Genomic DNA, 15,982 nt, shown 5'->3' on the forward strand with positions numbered 1-15,982 from the left:
GAAGGAGTCCTGCATGGAACAGAGTGCGATTGTGGCGCGTTTTCGCGCCAAGGCCGAAGCGGTCTCGGCCGTGGTGAGTGAAGTGGAGACCATGGCTGAAGCTGTGGCCTACACCGTGGATTTGTGCGTCCACAAGGAGGCCTGCCAGATCCTCGTCTCCGGCTGCGACGAATCCCTCTCCCCGGTGGGACGGGATCTGTGTGGCCTCAAAGAGTGGGGCAAGATCATCGCCGCCCCTGGGATCGATGCCGCCACCCGCGAGCTTCTCGTGGCCCGGGCCAAGGAAAACGGCATCTCCGTCATCGAAAACGGCCTGCGCGAGCATCTCGGGGGGGTGGATATCGGCTTTACCGTCTGCCAGTACGGCATTGCCGAAACCGGCACCTTGGTGCTCGATTCCGTGAGCGAGGAAGTGCGTCTGGCCACCATGCTCGGCGAGATCCACGTGGCGGTGCTACCCAAAAACCGCATCGCGCCCACGGCGGAAAGCATCGCCGACGAGCTGCGCCGCATGCTGGGGCGAAACCCCAATTACCTGGCCTTTATCACCGGCGCCAGCCGCACGGCGGACATCGAGCGCGTCCTGGCCCTTGGGGTCCATGGACCTTTGGAACTGCACATCCTGCTGGTGGAGGAAGCCTAATGCATACCGCCAAGACCCTTCGCGACTACAACAAAGACATCCGCGCCGCCCTGGACAACGCCTTCCTGCGCGAGGCCATGGACAAGTTCGCCACCGCCTATCCCACGGGCCGCGCCAACGCCTTCCGGGAATACGACGTGGCCGCCCTCATCGCCAAGGTGGCGGAAGTCAAAGACCAGGGCCTGAAGCGCTTGGACGGGCTCTTTGCCCAGTTCAAGGCCGAGGCGGAAAAACGCGGGGTGCACGTGCATCTGGCCAAGGACGCCGCCGAAGCCAACGCCTTGGTGACCCGCATCGGCAAGGAGGCCGGCTGCCGCACGGTGGTGAAATCCAAGTCCATGACCGCCGAAGAGACCCTGCTCAACCACGCCCTGGAGGCCGAAGGCTTCGAGGTCACGGAGACGGACCTCGGCGAGTGGATCATCCAACTGCGCCACGAAGGCCCGAGCCACATGGTCATGCCCGCCATCCACCTCTCCCGCTACCAGGTGGCGGACCTCTTCTCGCAAGTGACCCGCCAGACCCAGCCCACGGACATCCAGCGCCTGGTGAAGGTGGCCCGCCGCGAACTGCGGCCCAAGTACGCAGCCGCAGACATGGGCATCAGCGGCGCCAATTTCGCCATCGCCGAGACCGGCACCATCGGCATCGTCACCAACGAAGGCAACGCCCGCCTGGTCTCCACCCTGCCACGGGTGCACGTGGTGCTCACCGGCATCGACAAGCTGTGCGCCACCCTGGAAGACGCCCTGCACATCCTCCGGGTGCTGCCCAAGAACGCCACCGGCCAGGCCATCACCAGCTACGTCACCTGGATTACCGGGGCCAATCCCTGTGCGGCTGCGCCCAACGGCACCAAGGAGATGCACGTCATCTTCCTCGACAACGGCAGAAGCGCCCTGGCCAAGGACCCGCTCTTCAAACAGGTGCTGCGCTGCGTGCGCTGCGGGGCCTGCGCCAACGTGTGCCCGGTGTACCGCATGGTGGGCGGCCACGCCATGGGCCATATCTACATCGGTGCCATCGGCCTCATCCTCACCTACTTCTTCCACGGCAAGGACAAGGCCAAGACCCTGGCGCAAAACTGCATCAACTGCCAGGCCTGCAAGAACATCTGCGCCGCGGGCATCGACCTGCCCCTGCTCATCCAGGAGATCCGCGCCCGCATCAACGAAGAAGACGGCCGACCCATGAGCTCGGCGCTTTTGTCCATGGCCATGAAGAACCGCAAATTCTTCCATGGGCTTCTGCGGGCGGCCAAGTTCGCCCAAAAACCCGTGGCCGAGGGCGGCTACATCCGGCACCTGCCGGAGATCTTCGCCAAGGATCACGGCTTTCGGGCACTGCCCGCCATTGCCGAGGTCCCCTTCCGCGACCGCTTTGCCCGCCTGCGTCCCCAGGTGGAGCGGCCCGTCAAGCGCATCGCCCTGTTCTCGGGCTGCGTGCAGGACTTCGTGTATCCGGAACAACTGGAAGCCGCGCTGCAGGTCCTGGGTCGCCTGGGGGTGGCCGTGGATTTCCCCATGGAGCAAAGCTGCTGCGGGCTTCCCCTCTCCACCATGGGCGAGAAGGCCGCGGCCCAGGACGTGGCGCGGCAGAACATGGCGGCCCTTGCCGGCGACTATGACGCCATCGTCACCCTGTGCGCCTCGTGCGCCTCGCACCTTGCCCATGGCTACGGGCACCTCCTCGGAGACAGCCCGGAGGTGCAGGCCTTTGCCGCCAAGGTCATGCCCTTTTCGGTATTCGTCTCCAGCCTGAACGTAGCTCCGGAGCGCTTCCAGCAGACCATGGAACGGGCCACGCTCCACGCCCCCTGCCACCTGTGCCGCGGCATGGGCGTCACCGAAGAGCCACGGCAGCTCCTCAAGACCGCGGGCTACGAGTACGCCCCGGCGGAGCTCGAACAGGTGTGCTGCGGTTTTGGCGGCACCTATTCCGCCAAGTTCCCGGGGGTGTCGGAGAACATCCTCAAGCTCAAACTGGCCGATGTGGCCCGCACCCATGCCGAGACCTTGGTCACCGAATGTCCGGGCTGCGTCATGCAACTGCGCGGCGGGGCCATCCAACACGGCCACGGCTTCGAAGTCCGGCATATCGCCGAGGTGCTGGCCGCCCACCTCAACGACAAGTAGCCCGGCCCATACCCCCCATACCCACAAACGCCCCGGAGTCCCAACCTCCGGGGCGTTTTTTGCGCCCGGCAAAGCGCCGACCCCACGCCTTGACCACAGACCAGGCCGCCGCGTAGCACGGATGCGACATTCGGTATCAAGGGAATTCTTCCGGCTATGCCCAGCGCGCATCCTTCTTCCACCCACCAGGACATGCCGTATCTCCCTCTCGCAGACGACATGCTCGATGCGTGGGAAATGGACCTGGATGGTGCTGCACTGGCAGACGCGCCTGCGGCCCCAAGCGGCCCGGTGGAACCCCACGCCCCCGCACCGCGCCGCATCCCGGCGCTGGCATGCCTCGCGGCCGCGCTCCTCATGCACCTGGCTGTGGTAGCGGCCGTGGACTGCCGCAAGCCGCCCCAGCCATCTTCCCCGCCCGCAGTCCTGGTGCTTTCCTGGGGTCTTGGCCCGGGGACGTCGCCTGCCTTTCCCGGCAAGGGCTCTTCCCCAGGGGCCTCGATGGCCCAAGGACCTGCGTTGGCAGCGCCGCACCCCCAAAGGCCGCCTGTTGCCCCCCTCACCGCTTCCGCTCCCCAGGCAAGCAGCCCGTCAGCGCCGCTGCCGCTCCCCAAACCCGTTGCCGCCCCATCCCCAGCGCGCCCCAAAGCCACGGCCACCACGCCCCGCCCAGCCCCCCGGCGCTCCGCCCCCAAGCCCACGCCGGCCGTTTCTCCCCAAAAAATCGAAGAGACTGCATCTGCCGCCCAAAAGTCCCCCGAAGCCGCGCCCCCAAGCCCTGCAACGGACGCCGGGCTCGGCAGAAGAGCCGCTGCCACAGGCTCGCCAGAGGGGGCAGGATCGCCATGGGGCACGGGTCCTGGCCGCGGGGAAGTGACCGATACGGGCCACAGGGGCGGCGGTGACGGCGGCGCGTGGGACGCAGGGCGCATCGACACCCCGCCGCGCCTTATCCGCCGCCGTGACCCCGTCTATCCCCTCATGGCCCGGCGCCAAGGCATCCAGGGCATGGTCACGGCCCGGGTGCTCGTAGGAACCACCGGCGCGGTGCAGGAGGTGGTCATCGAGTCCGCCACCCCGCCCGAAATCTTCGAGGAGGCGGTGACGGAAGCGCTTTCGCGCTGGCGGTTTTCTCCGGGCAGGCACCACGGCCAAGCCGTGGCCGCCTGGGTGCGCGTCCCCATCCGTTTCCAGCTCCGCTAGCCCCGTGGACAGTTGACCTTGGCCGCATCCCCGGCCACAAGGCCCCCCATGCCGCTTGCTGCCATCGATACCGTACTGCTCGACCGGGACGGCACCCTCATCGAGGAGTGCCACTACCTCTGCGACCCGGATGCCGTGCGCCTCATCCCCGAAGTGACCGGCCCCATGGCCCGTCTGTGCCAGCTGGGAGTGCGGTTTTTCCTCGTCTCCAACCAAAGTGGCATCGGCCGGGGGATCTTCCGCGAGGCGGACCTCGTCCGCGTGCAGGCCCGCCTCACGGAGCTGTTGGCTGCCCAAGGCATTACCCTTGCCGGCGCCGCCTTTTGTCCGCACGCCCCAGAAGAGGGCTGCCGCTGCCGCAAGCCTGCCCCAGGCCAATGGGAGGCCTTGGACCAGGAGCACGGGCTTGATCCCGGCTCCACCTTGGTGGTGGGGGACAAGATCTCGGACGTGGCCTTGGGTCGAAGCCAAGGCTGCATGACCGCCTTGGTGCGCACCGGCCACGGCGAGGCGCACGCCAAGCGCCTGGGGCTTCCGCCCCTTGCGGGTGACCTCATGGCGCTTCCCGCGCACCCCCAATGGCCTGATCTGCAGGCCTCGAGCCTTGCCGCAGTGCTCAAAGCCCTGCTGACTGCCCGGGAGGAGCGGTGATCATCGGATTGGACGCCAAGCGCTTCTTCACCAACGCCACGGGTCTGGGCACCTACGCCCGCACCACCATCCAGGCCCTGGCCCGCTACCAAAAAGGTCTGCGCCTGATACTCTACACCCCCCAGGCCGGCGGCCCCTATGCCCACCAGGTCCCCCCGGAAGCAACGGTGATCTCCCCGCGCCTTCCCCGAAGCCTCGCCCCGCTGTGGCGAAGCTTCGCCCTGCCCAGGGACGTGGCCCGCGCCGGGGTCCACATCTACCATGGCCTGTCCCACGAACTGCCGCTTGTCCCGCTCCCCCACGGCGTGCGCTCCGTGGTCACGGTGCATGACCTGCTCTTCCTTTCCCACCCGCACCGCTACCCGGCAGTGGACCGGCTCCTCTACCGCGTGAAATACCAGGCGAGCATCGCCAAGGCCCACTGCGTCCTGGCCATCAGCCAGGCCACCCGGCAGGAGCTCATGGACCGCCTGGCCGTCCCTGCCGAGCGCATCCGCGTGGTCTACCAGGCCTGCCCGGAGGTCTATTTCGGTCCGCCCCCGGTCCCCCCCCAGGAGGCCCGCCGCCAAATGGACCTCCCGCAAGGCTTCGTCCTCTTCGTAGGAAGCCTCATCCCCCGCAAGGGCGCGGCGACGCTGGTGGAAGCCCTGGGAAGACTTCCGCGTTCCCAGCGCCCGGCCCTGGTCCTGGCGGGCACCGGACCGCTGGAGGCCTCCTTGCGCCAGCAGGCGCAGCGCCTTGGGGTATCGGCGACGTTCCTCGGCCATGTGGCGGCAGAGCTTTTGCCCGGGCTCTACGCAGCAGCGGAGCTCCTCGCCTACCCCTCCGAGGCCGAAGGCTTCGGCCTTCCCATCGTGGAGGCCTTGGCCTGCGGCACCCCGGTGGTCACCTCCACTGGCTCCTGCTTTGCCGAAGCCGGCGGCCCTGGGGCCATCTATACCCCGCCTGCGGATGCCGAACGCCTGGCGCAGGCCATGGCCCGCGTCCTCGAAGACAGCGCCCTGGCCGAAAACCTGCGCCAGGCCGGCCGCGCCCATGTGGTCGCCAACTTTCACCCCCAGGCCGTGGCCGCCCGCCTCGCCGCCATCTACCGGGAGCTCCTGGAGGCGCCATGCACGCGGTGATGGTCCGCCTGAGCGCCCTGGGCGACGTCACCCTCACCACCGGGGTGCTCCACTTCTGGCACCAAACCCGAGGCATGACGTTCACCGTGGTCACCCGCGACCCCCTCACCCCCCTCTTTGCCGGCCACCCAGCGGTGCGCGACGTCATCGCGGTTACTGACGCGCACCGCAGCCCCCATGGCTGGCTGTGCTTCGCGCGCACCCTGGCGCGCCGTTTTGCCGGATTCCCCCTCATCGACCTCCACGGCACCCTGCGCACCCGCCTGCTCCAGATGCTCTGGCACGGCCCAGTACATCGCTATCCCAAGTTCAGCCTGAGCCGACGCCTCTTTCGCGCCACCCACCACCCCGGCATGGGCGTACGTCTCCTCGCCTCCTCCGTGCCCCAGCGCTACGCCCTGGCCCTGGAGCATCAGGCCCCGGAGCGCACGAGCCTTGTGCCCCGCCTCTTTCCTTCGCCCAAAGAACTTGCCTGGGCGAGCGCCCTGCTCAAGGACCTCGGGCTCTGCCGCCCCCTGGCCCTGCACCCCTACGCCACCCATCCCGCCAAGACCCCAAAGCCCGCCTGGTGGCGCACCCTGCTGTGCACCCTCCAGGAAGCCGACGTCCCCTGCCTCGTCATCGGCCACAGTTCCACCCCGCTCATCGCCCACAGCCCCGTAGATCGCACCAGCCGCGACAGCCTGCGGCAGACCATGGCGCTGCTTTCCCTCTGCCAGGGACTTGTCACCGGCGACTCCGGCCCCATGCACCTGGCCTGGGGAGTGGACACCCCGGTGTTCGCCCTCTTTGGCCCCACCACGGCCCATTGGGGATTCGTCCCGGAAGGAGACCGTCACCACATCCTTACCGCATCATGCCCCAAAGCCCCGTGCTCGCTCCACGGCAAAACTCCTTGCCCAGACGGCGCCACTTGTCTTGACCGCTTGGATCCCCAATCCATCGCCGCCAGCATCCTCCGCTGGCGCGCCCGCGTCCTGCCGTAGTCCCCAAGCTTTCTTTGCGTCTTGACGAGCCTCGATTTTACCAATAAAGATTATCATCAACATCAAGGAGGTCGCCATGCGCGAATATCTCAAAAAAGACATGCGCCTGACCAGCCAGCGCCAAGTGATCCTGGAAGAACTTCGCCGCGTGACAACACATCCCACGGCCGAAGAGGTCTACGCCATGGCCAAACGGCGGCTGCCGCGCATCAGCCTGGGGACAGTGTACCGCAACTTGGACGTGCTGGCGGATCTGGGCTTGGTGCGCGTGCTGGAGATGGCCTCCCAACAGAAGCGCTTCGATGCGGATATGCGGCCGCATCATCATATCCGCTGCCAGGCATGCGGCCGGGTGGACGACATATGGCGCCCGCTTCCTCTTCCTGTGGATCTGCACGCCCTGGACACTCCATACCAAGTTACGGGCTACGAGCTGGAGCTGACAGGCATCTGCCCCCAATGCCAGCAGCGCCAGGACGAATCCAATCCTCCTCAAGAAAAAAATGCTGGATAGTGCCACCCCGTTGAGCTATATGGAGAACTATCCTTCAACCCTCAACTTCATCTAAAGGAGCAAACCATGAGCAAATACGTGTGCACCCTGTGTGGCTATGTGTACGACCCCGCCCAAGGCGATCCCGACAGCGGCATTGCGCCGGGAACGGCCTTCGAAGACCTACCCGAAGACTGGGAGTGTCCCGTATGTGGGGCAAGCAAAGCGGATTTCGTCAAAGAAAGCTAATTAAAGAAAGCTAATTGAGGACCACGATGGCTGCCATTGAGATCAAAAAAAACGTCTATTGGGTCGGTGTTGTCGATTGGAACATCCATGATTTCCATGGGTATTCCCGCTCTCCGGAAGGCACAACCTACAACGCCTACCTCGTGCTGGACGACAAGATCACCCTCTTCGACTCCGCGCCACAAAAGTTCCAGTGGGATCTCTACCACCAGATCCGCTCCATCATCCCCCTGGAAAAGATCGACTACATCGTCTGCAACCACATCGAGCCCGATCATGCGGGCGCCATGCCCTTCCTCATGGAGCATATCCGGCCCGAGAAAGTCATCTGCTCCAAGATGGGGCATCGCATGCTGCTCGATCACTTCCACCAGCCCGACTGGCCCTACCACGTGGTGGGATCAGGAGACACGCTGTCCTTGGGCGCGCGTACCGTCCACTTCCTGGAGACGCGCATGCTTCATTGGCCGGACTCCATGTTCTCCTACATCCCGGAGGACAAGCTCCTCATCTCCAACGACGCCTTCGGCCAAAACCTGGCCACCAGCGAACGCTTCGACGACGAGGTGGACTTCGGTCGCCTCATGAGCGCCACCTCCCACTACTACCACAACATCGTGCTCCCCTACTCTCCGCGGGTGCTCGATGTTTTGGGCAAGGTGGGCGAGCTCGGCTGGGAGATCGACATGATCGCCCCGGACCACGGCATCATCTGGCGCTCGCACGTGGCGGACATCCTGGCGGCGTACAAGGACTACGCCGAACAGAAGACCGGCAAGCGCGCGGTGGTGGTGTATGACACCATGTGGCACTCCACGGAAAAGATGGCCAAGGCCATCGCCGAAGGCATTGCGGAAACCGGCGTGGGGGTGCGGATCATGAGCCTCAAGGAGTACCACCACAGCGATGTCATGGCGGAGCTGGCCACAGCCACGGGCATCGTGTGCGGCTCTCCCACCCACAACAACGGCATCCTTCCCCTCATGGCCGACTTCCTCACCTACATGAAAGGCCTGCGGCCGGTGGGCCGCGTCGGGGCCGCATTCGGTTCCTACGGCTGGAGCGGTGAGGCCATCGCCACCATCGCGGAATGGCTCAAGAGCGCCAAGGTGGATGTGGTGGAACCCGGGGTCAAGGCCAAGAACGTGCCGGATCACGCCAAGCTTGCCGAGTGCAAGGACTTGGGCCGCCGCGTGGGCCAGGCCATCATCGAACGCGTGGACAGCCGCGCCTAAGGAACATCCATGAACCGCCGCCAGCGCAAAACCTGGGTTTTGGAACTCCTCGCCCATCCCCAATGGGAGGCGCGACTGGACGAACTCCTGGCCGTGCCCGGCGAACACGTGGTAGGAGGGCTCTTTGGGGCCCTCCTCCATCCAGATCCCTTGGTGCGCTGGCATGCGGTGACGGCCTTTGGCCTGGTGGTGGCCGCCATGGCCGAGGCCGCCCCGGAATCCGCCCGGGTGGTCATGCGCCGCTTTCTGTGGAGCCTCAACGACGAGTCCGGCGGCATCGGCTGGGGAGCGCCCGAGGCCATGGCCGAAATCATGGCGCAAAGTCCCCGCATGGCCAACGAGTACGCCAAGATCCTGCGGGCCTACATCCACGAAGCCGCAAACGACTGCCCGGACTGCTTTCTGGAGTACGCCCCCTTGCGCCGCGGGGCCTTCTGGGGTCTGGGCCGCCTAGCCGAGGTACGGCCGGAACACGTGGTGGACGCAGCCCCGGATATCATCGCCGCCCTCCATGAGCCCGATGCCGGTATCCGCGGCCTTGCCGCATGGACCGCAGGAAGCCTGCGTCTTGTCGAGGCCGCGCCAGGGCTTCGGGCCTGCGTCCACGACCCCGCGTCCCTGGAGATCTACCGCCAACGCACCCTGAGCACGACCACGGTCGGCGCCCTGGCCGCCGAGGCCCTCGCCACGCTGGGCAAGCCCGCTCCTTCCCACCCCCAACCCTAAGGAGATTGCTATGGACGTACTGTGGCTCTCGCGTCTGCAATTCGCCATGGCCACCATGTTCCATTTCATTTTCGTGCCCCTGACCTTGGGGCTCTCCATTCTGGTGGCCATCATGGAGACCAAGTATGTGCGCACCGGGGACCCGGTGTACAAACGCATGACCCAATTCTGGGGCAAACTCTTCGTCATCAACTTCGTGCTCGGCATCGTCACGGGCATTACCCTGGAATTCCAGTTCGGCACCAACTGGTCCCGCTACTCGGCCTACGTGGGCGACATCTTTGGTTCGCTGCTCGCCATCGAGGCGACCCTGGCCTTTTTCCTGGAATCCACCTTTCTTGGGGCCTGGATCTTCGGGTGGGACAAACTCTCTCCCAAGATGCACGCCGCCTGTATCTGGCTTGTGGCCGCAGCCTCCAATATCTCCGCCCTGTGGATCTTGCTGGCCAACGGCTTCATGCAGCACCCCGTGGGCTACGTCCTGCAAAACGGCCGCGCCGAGCTCGAGAGTTTTCTGGCCGTGATCACCAACGGTTTCGCCTGGCAGCAGTACGTGCATACCCTGTCCGGAGCCTTTGCCCTGGCCGGTTTCTTCGTCATGGGGATCTCGGCATTCCATCTGCTGCGCAAAAACGAAACCGATTTCTTCACCCGCTCCTTCCGCTTGGGTTCTCTCTTTGCGTTGATCTTTTCCGTCGTGGTGGCCACCCAGGGCCATCATCACGCCCAGGAAGTCACCCGCATCCAGCCGGCCAAGCTGGCGGCCATGGAAGCTCTGTGGGAGACCCCACAAAAGGGTGAGGGCGCGCCCATGTATCTCTTGGTGCTCCCGGATGAAGACAACGAGCAAAATGCCATCGAGGCCTTGGGCATTCCCGGTGGTCTCTCCTTTCTCGCCCACGGCTCCTTCACTGCGCCGGTGCAAGGGCTCAAGGAATGGCCCAAGGAAGACCGGCCGCCGGTGCTCGTCACCTTTCTCTCCTTCCGCGCCATGGTGGGGCTGGGCACCCTCATGATCGCTTTAGCGGCCTGGGCCTGGCTCTCCCGCAACCGTCTGGAGCAGTCCTCCACACTCCTGCGCCTTTTGCCCTACGCCATCCCCGTCCCCTATCTGGCCATTGAAGCAGGCTGGATGGTAGCGGAAGTGGGGCGCCAACCCTGGATCGTCTACGGCCTCATGCGGACCGCCGACGCCGTATCCCCCGTGGCCACGAGCCAAGTGGCCTTCTCCCTGGTGGCGCTCACGGTGCTCTACGCTCTGCTCGGCGCAGCGGACATCGCCATGCTCACCATCTACGCCCGCAAGGGCCCCAAGCCTGCGTAAGGAGGACGTGCCATGCTGGAGACCATCTGGTTTCTCGTCTGGGGAATTCTTTGGTCGGTGTATTTCGTGCTGGACGGCTTTGACCTGGGTCTAGGCGCCCTGCTGCCGGTCCTGGGCAAAACCGATACCGACCGCCGCACCATCTTGAACGCCATGGGCCCCTTCTGGGACGGCAACGAGGTGTGGCTCATCACTGCCGGCGGCGTCACCTTCGCCGCCTTCCCCACGGCCTATGCCATCATGTTCAGCAGCCTCTATACGCCGCTGATGCTGCTGCTCATCGCCCTCATCATCCGCGGCGTGGCCTTCGAGTTCCGTCATCTGCACGACTGTCCCCGCTGGCGGGCGCTATGGGATTGGGCCATGGTCATCGGCAGCTTCCTGCCCGCGCTGCTTTTGGGAGTTGCCTTTGCCAATATCTTCCAGGGCCTTCCCTTGGACAAGCAAGGCATCTTTCAGGGGAATTTCTTCTCCCTGCTCAATCCCTATGGCCTTGCGGGCGGCGTGCTCTTCGTGCTCCTTTTTGCCCTGCACGGCTGCCTGTGGCTCGCCCTGCGCACCCATGGAGAACTCCATGACCGGGCCGTGGCCATGGCCGGGCGCATCTACCCCATCCTGGCGGCGGCCATCGCCCTGTTCGTGGTCCTGACCGTACCGTTGACGGGCCTTTTGCGAAACTACCTCACCAACCCGCTGCTTCTGGTGCTTCTGGCCATCCCCGTGGGGTGCCTCGTGCTGGTGCGCAAGGAAATCCAAAAGGGAGCGGGCTGGAAGGCCTGGGCCCTGTCCGCAGGGCTCATCGCCGGCCTCACCCTCTTCGGGGTGACCGGGCTCTATCCCAATATCCTACCCTCCAGCCTGGACCCGGCAGCCTCCGTCACCGCGTTCAACGCCGCCTCCAGCACCAAAACCCTGTCCATCATGCTGCTGGTGGCCCTGATCTTCGTGCCGGTGGTAGCGCTCTATCAGGTGTGGATGTACCGCACCTTCTCCCACAAGATGGACGAGCGCGATCTCTCCCACGACAACGCCTACTAAGCCTCCCTCCACGCCAAAGCCCCCTGGAGCCATCCGACTCCAGGGGGCTTTGTTAGCGCCCTCACAGGGCTAATTGAGATTCCACTCCCCCGGGGACTCACGCAAATAGAGATCCAACTCCGGCGAGATCCCCACACGGATCTCGTCATCAAGGCGCTGGATCACCACGTTGCGGTCGGGGTCCATGCCCACATCCAAGGCAAGCTCCCGCAAGTGGGACAAAATTCCCTCCATCTTACGCCGAGCTTCCCCGTTCTCTTCATAGGCGTGACGCGGAATGCGTGCGGTGGCGATATACATGACTGCCTCCTGAAGACGCCTGGGCATCTTCCTCCAGGAAACATAATGCCCCAAAAACGAAAGACAAGCTTAGCGCATGCCAAAAATGCGACGCATTTGCTCGAGCCGCAATTCTTCCAAGGCGTTTTCCATGGCGGCGGTGGCCTCTTTCGCTGCGGCCGTGGTGTGGATCTCTTCGAGCATGCAGGCGTTGACCGCAGCCTCCGCCTGACGCAGGGCATTGCAAAAGGCGAGATATTCCCCTGGGGTCCCGTAAGCTCCCTGCACCAGACCTGCGTAAGTAGCTCCCTGAGCCGCCAGCAGGCGACCATAGTGTTCCTGAAGGAGCGCTACTTCCTTGGCCTGCGCGGCCCGGATACGCTCCCAGGCCGCAGGCGTTCCGATCTCCGAGGGCGGGTCCGGAAAGACCACTGCTGGGGCCGCACCGCCTTGGGCGGCGGCTTCTCCTGCAAGTTTCAGGGCCAAGCGCTTGGTAAAGAGAAACCCGTCGGCGAAGATCTTCGCTTCCTTCTTATGGCGCTGCATGTCCAAGGCAAAAAACACGAAAAGCGGCGGGAGCAGAATCATCCACACCGAAGGCTTGGGCCGCGGCAAAACCGCCTGCGCAAGCCGGGCCGCAAGGGTTTCTTCCGCGGCGAGCACCAGGGCCTGGCGGTCAACGAGCGATACGTCCATCACAACACCTTCGCAAAGATCCAGCCGCCGGAAATAAAGGTCCCGAGCGAACTTCCGATATTGGCGAACACCACGACGAGGAGGATGCGGCTGACCGGATTGGTCCAAAAACCACGCACCGTAAGGATGCTCTGGGGCAAGGCCTCCAGGTCCGCCACCGTGGGCTTGCGCGCCCAGGCCTGCACGAGCCCCGCCACCCATCCCGCGGCGATCATGGGATTGAGACTGGTAAACGGCGAGGCCACCAGGGCCGAGAGCACCGCCAACGGGTGGCCCAAAGCCACGGCAGCACCCAGCGCCGAAAGCGTGCCATGCACGCCAAACCAGATGAGCACCGCCTCACCGGTCAATGCCGCACCGCCACGAAAAAACCCGAGCACCACCAGGGCGACGATGAGCGCAGGGATGAGCCACGCCACAACCCGCCCCCACGGCGAAGGCGGCGGCACTTCCTCCAGAGGAGCGAGATCGCACGGTTCCTCGATATGGCGCACGATGCCCGGCACGTGCCCGGCCCCCACCACAGCGACGATGCGTTCTCCCGGGGCCTGACGAATCTTTTCCGCCAAATACCGATCGCGCTCGTCGATAAGCCTGGCCTTGATCTCGGGAAATCCTTCCGCCAATTCCGCCATGGCCGCCGTCAGGGCGTCAGACTCTTTGAGACGCTCCACCGAAGCGGCATCGACTTCCTCATCGTCAAAGATACTCCACAAAAGCTGGCCAAAAAACCGCATCTTGGTCCACCAGCCCATGCCGCCCCAGACACGCTTCAAGGTCACTTGCACGTCACGATCCGCCAACACCAATTGCGCGCCATGGGTTCGGGCAAGCTCCACAGCCGCAAGCATCTCGGCGCCGGGCTGCACCCCCAAACGATCCCCGATACGGCGGTACATAGCCTGAAGAATGAGTTGCATGAGCAAAAACGCCGCTTTGCCTTGCCGGATAACGCGGTATACATCCATCCGACGCCAGGACTCGGGGTCCGACAACGACTGGTAGCGGGCAGGGCACAGCTCCACGCAAACGGTATCCGGATCTACGGCGTGGACTGTATGGCGTACATCATCCACACTTTGACGGGATACGTGGGCAGTGCCAACGAGATACACCGTTCGTCCAGGAAGTGTGACGGAGGTTACCGAAGCGGGCAACGAGGAGGAAGAATCTGTCGCAGTCATGAGGGTTCCTTGCAGCAAAAATCCAGGCTGGAGCGACCTTCGCCGCAACGCCCGTGGCGCGTTGTGGTAGCCGTCCCCCGCAGGGAAAGCAAGCCGCGTCCCCTCGACAATACCGCATCGTCGCCGTAGACAGAGCCCATGCGCCCTGTCTTTGTGCTCCTCACCGATTTCGGCCACACCAGCCCCTACGTGGGCCAGATGAAGGCGGTGCTCCTGGCAGGCTGCCGCGACGCCGCCATCATCGACCTCACGCACGAAATCACGGCCCACGCCGTCTGCGAGGCGGCCTTTCTCCTTACAGCCAGCATCCCCTATCTACCGGCGCAAAGCATCGTACTCGCCGTGGTGGACCCGGGAGTGGGCACCGAGCGGGCCATGGTGCTTTGGGAGACCCCTGAGCTCCGTATCCTCGCCCCGGACAACGGCCTACTTACCCCCCTGGCCCACCAGGGGACGCTCTGGCGCATCTCCATGCCTGAAGCGCCCAGCGCCACCTTCCACGGCCGGGACGTCCTCGCCCCCGTGGCGGTGCGCCTTGCCTTGGGGGACCCGCCGATCGCTGTGGCAACGCCGTGGGGGACGCAGCCCCTCGTGAGCCTTCCCGCGCTTCCGGCGCCTTCCCCCGGGCAGATCCTTACCCGCGTGGCGCATGTGGACCGCTTCGGCAATTGTCTGATGGAGCTTCCCGCCAATACCCCACTGCCCGCCCACCTCCTGGTGGAAGATCGGCCCGCGCGCGTCGTACGCACCTACAGCGACCTGGCCCCCCAAGAGCTCGGGGTGCTCCGGGGAAGCCAAGGGGTCTGGGAACTTGCCCTGCGGGAGGCATCGGCCGCGCACCTGCTGGGGCTTGGCGCCGGAGCATTGGTCTCCCTCGTCCCAGCCGATCCCTCCACCCCGGCATGAACGCCGCGCCCATCAGCCGCCTCTGGCGCCGCATCCACCTGGCCCTAGCCTTTCTCACCATTTTCCCAGGACCGCGCAATGCCTGCTCGGAAGCGGACATCGTCTCCAGCGTCCCGTTCTATCCCCTCGTGGGAGCTGTTCTCGGCGCGCTGCTCGCCGCAGCGGCGTGGGCCATGCACATGCTGCTTCCTCCGCTCGTGGCAGGATTTGCCCTCGTGGGAATAGGGGCGGCCCTCACCCGGGGGCTCCATTGGGACGGACTGGCGGACGTAGCCGACGCCTGGGGAGCACGGGCAGAAGGCGACCGCTTTTGGGCTATCGTCAAGGACAGCCGCATCGGCGCCTTCGGGGTCCTCGCCATGGTCCTGGGGGTGGGACTGCAAGGGGCGGCCCTTGGCCACCTCTGCGCTGCGGCGCGCTTCGAACCCATTTTCCTTGCCCCATACGCAGGCCGCCTGGCCTGCCTCACACTCGCCTATGCGGGGCGGCCATGGACCAGGCCAGGGCTGGGAAGCCTCACACTGCGCGGCGCAACACCCCCAGCCCTTGGGGCCAACCTTCTGGCCGCAGGCCTTGCCGCCTGGATTGCCATGCCTTTTGCCCAGTTGGGTGCCGCGCTTTTCCTCTGCAGCCTCGGGCTGGGATTTCTTCTCCACCTCGCCCGCCGCCACCAGGGACTCAACGGAGACTTTCTCGGCGCCGCCATCGTCTGGACGGAGACCGCGTTCCTTGTCTGCTCCTGAGCGACGGCTCAACACGACTCGCCCGCCGCAGGCGGCGTCACAAGACCATACGTATGACGCTCCCTATTGTAAACCGCCAATGAAAATGTCACCTTTTTGGGACGGTTTGGGACAATAAAAATGTCATGGTTTCCACCAATGGTTGTTGTTCCCCTACCAAGTCCCCGGAGTTGTCTCCTGGGGGTTATGAATCGCCCTCGCTATGGGTTCACGAGGGTGAAGATACCAGTGCCATGAGGATTCTGCCGCAGGGGAGGTCTGCTCCCGTTCCTGGGCCCCTCTTGCCAACGATTTTTCCTCAGAAGCCGGTTCTTCCGAAGATTTTCCCGTGACAACGGGGACAAGGACAAAGGCCTCTCCGTCCGCC

17 protein-coding genes are annotated in these 15,982 nt (G+C 64.9%); 14 read left to right on the forward strand and 3 right to left on the reverse strand.

Features of this window, described 5'->3' with window-relative positions; translation table 11 throughout:
- Positions 1–13: 13 nt before the first annotated feature.
- From BR00_RS03440 to cydB, 12 genes are all read left to right on the forward strand, one after another.
- Positions 14–643: a LutC/YkgG family protein gene (locus tag BR00_RS03440; protein ID WP_496476214.1), complete on the forward strand. Its 630-nt coding sequence runs from the start codon at positions 14–16 to the stop codon at positions 641–643.
- Entirely contained in the window at positions 643–2,778 is a 2,136-nt protein-coding gene (gene ldhH, locus BR00_RS03445) for an L-lactate dehydrogenase (quinone) large subunit LdhH (RefSeq protein ID WP_496476215.1), read from the forward strand. The genes BR00_RS03440 and ldhH overlap by 1 nt, the downstream gene beginning before the upstream one ends.
- Positions 2,779–2,934: 156 nt before the next feature.
- Positions 2,935–3,981 carry an energy transducer TonB gene (locus BR00_RS03450; protein WP_496476216.1) on the forward strand — a complete coding sequence of 349 codons (1,047 nt, stop codon included), beginning with the start codon at positions 2,935–2,937 and terminating at the stop codon, positions 3,979–3,981.
- Positions 3,982–4,029: 48 nt separating this feature from the next.
- Entirely contained in the window at positions 4,030–4,632 is a 603-nt protein-coding gene (locus BR00_RS03455; RefSeq protein WP_496476217.1) for a D-glycero-alpha-D-manno-heptose-1,7-bisphosphate 7-phosphatase, read from the forward strand.
- On the forward strand, positions 4,629–5,756 hold the full coding sequence (locus tag BR00_RS03460; RefSeq protein ID WP_496476218.1) for a glycosyltransferase family 4 protein: 1,128 nt from the start codon (positions 4,629–4,631) through the stop codon (positions 5,754–5,756). Before BR00_RS03455 ends, BR00_RS03460 begins: the two co-directional genes overlap by 4 nt.
- Positions 5,744–6,742 carry a glycosyltransferase family 9 protein gene (locus BR00_RS03465; RefSeq protein WP_496476219.1) on the forward strand — a complete coding sequence of 333 codons (999 nt, stop codon included), beginning with the start codon at positions 5,744–5,746 and terminating at the stop codon, positions 6,740–6,742. The genes BR00_RS03460 and BR00_RS03465 overlap by 13 nt, the downstream gene beginning before the upstream one ends.
- 76 nt (positions 6,743–6,818) lie before the next feature.
- The gene (locus BR00_RS03470) at positions 6,819–7,256 is read left to right on the forward strand and encodes a Fur family transcriptional regulator (protein ID WP_496476220.1); all 438 of its coding nucleotides are present in this window, start codon (positions 6,819–6,821) and stop codon (positions 7,254–7,256) included.
- A 66-nt stretch (positions 7,257–7,322) separates the two neighbouring features.
- Positions 7,323–7,484 carry a rubredoxin gene (gene rd / locus BR00_RS03475; protein ID WP_496476221.1) on the forward strand — a complete coding sequence of 54 codons (162 nt, stop codon included), beginning with the start codon at positions 7,323–7,325 and terminating at the stop codon, positions 7,482–7,484.
- Between the two features lie 26 nt (positions 7,485–7,510).
- On the forward strand, positions 7,511–8,719 hold the full coding sequence (locus BR00_RS03480; RefSeq protein ID WP_496476222.1) for an FprA family A-type flavoprotein: 1,209 nt from the start codon (positions 7,511–7,513) through the stop codon (positions 8,717–8,719).
- Positions 8,720–8,728: 9 nt separating this feature from the next.
- Positions 8,729–9,445 (forward strand): DVU0298 family protein, encoded by a 717-nt coding sequence (locus BR00_RS03485; protein ID WP_496476223.1) that lies wholly within the window; start codon positions 8,729–8,731, stop codon positions 9,443–9,445.
- Positions 9,446–9,455: 10 nt separating this feature from the next.
- Positions 9,456–10,769 (forward strand): cytochrome ubiquinol oxidase subunit I, encoded by a 1,314-nt coding sequence (locus BR00_RS03490; RefSeq protein WP_496476224.1) that lies wholly within the window; start codon positions 9,456–9,458, stop codon positions 10,767–10,769.
- Positions 10,770–10,781: 12 nt separating this feature from the next.
- Complete coding sequence (gene cydB, locus BR00_RS03495; RefSeq protein ID WP_496476225.1) at positions 10,782–11,807, forward strand: cytochrome d ubiquinol oxidase subunit II; 1,026 nt, start codon at positions 10,782–10,784, stop codon at positions 11,805–11,807.
- A 69-nt stretch (positions 11,808–11,876) separates the two neighbouring features.
- Here cydB and BR00_RS03500 read toward each other — a convergent pair whose 3' ends face one another.
- The 3 genes from BR00_RS03500 to BR00_RS03510 form a co-directional block, all read right to left on the reverse strand.
- Positions 11,877–12,107, reverse strand: coding sequence for a hypothetical protein (locus tag BR00_RS03500; RefSeq protein WP_496476226.1), 231 nt, complete (start codon positions 12,105–12,107; stop codon positions 11,877–11,879).
- A 69-nt stretch (positions 12,108–12,176) separates the two neighbouring features.
- Complete coding sequence (locus BR00_RS03505; protein ID WP_496476227.1) at positions 12,177–12,782, reverse strand: NF038143 family protein; 606 nt, start codon at positions 12,780–12,782, stop codon at positions 12,177–12,179.
- A complete protein-coding gene (locus BR00_RS03510) occupies positions 12,782–13,966 on the reverse strand; it encodes a TraB/GumN family protein (RefSeq protein ID WP_496476228.1) in 1,185 nt (394 codons plus the stop codon). The genes BR00_RS03505 and BR00_RS03510 overlap by 1 nt, the downstream gene beginning before the upstream one ends.
- Positions 13,967–14,104: 138 nt before the next feature.
- Between BR00_RS03510 and BR00_RS03515 the strand changes: the two genes are divergently transcribed.
- Together BR00_RS03515 and BR00_RS03520 are read left to right on the forward strand one after the other, a co-directional pair.
- Positions 14,105–14,872 (forward strand): SAM hydrolase/SAM-dependent halogenase family protein, encoded by a 768-nt coding sequence (locus BR00_RS03515; protein WP_496476229.1) that lies wholly within the window; start codon positions 14,105–14,107, stop codon positions 14,870–14,872.
- Positions 14,869–15,615 (forward strand): adenosylcobinamide-GDP ribazoletransferase, encoded by a 747-nt coding sequence (locus tag BR00_RS03520; protein WP_496476230.1) that lies wholly within the window; start codon positions 14,869–14,871, stop codon positions 15,613–15,615. Before BR00_RS03515 ends, BR00_RS03520 begins: the two co-directional genes overlap by 4 nt.
- Positions 15,616–15,982: the final 367 nt, after the last annotated feature.

It is taken from the genome of Thermodesulfomicrobium thermophilum DSM 16697, assembly GCF_059568695.1.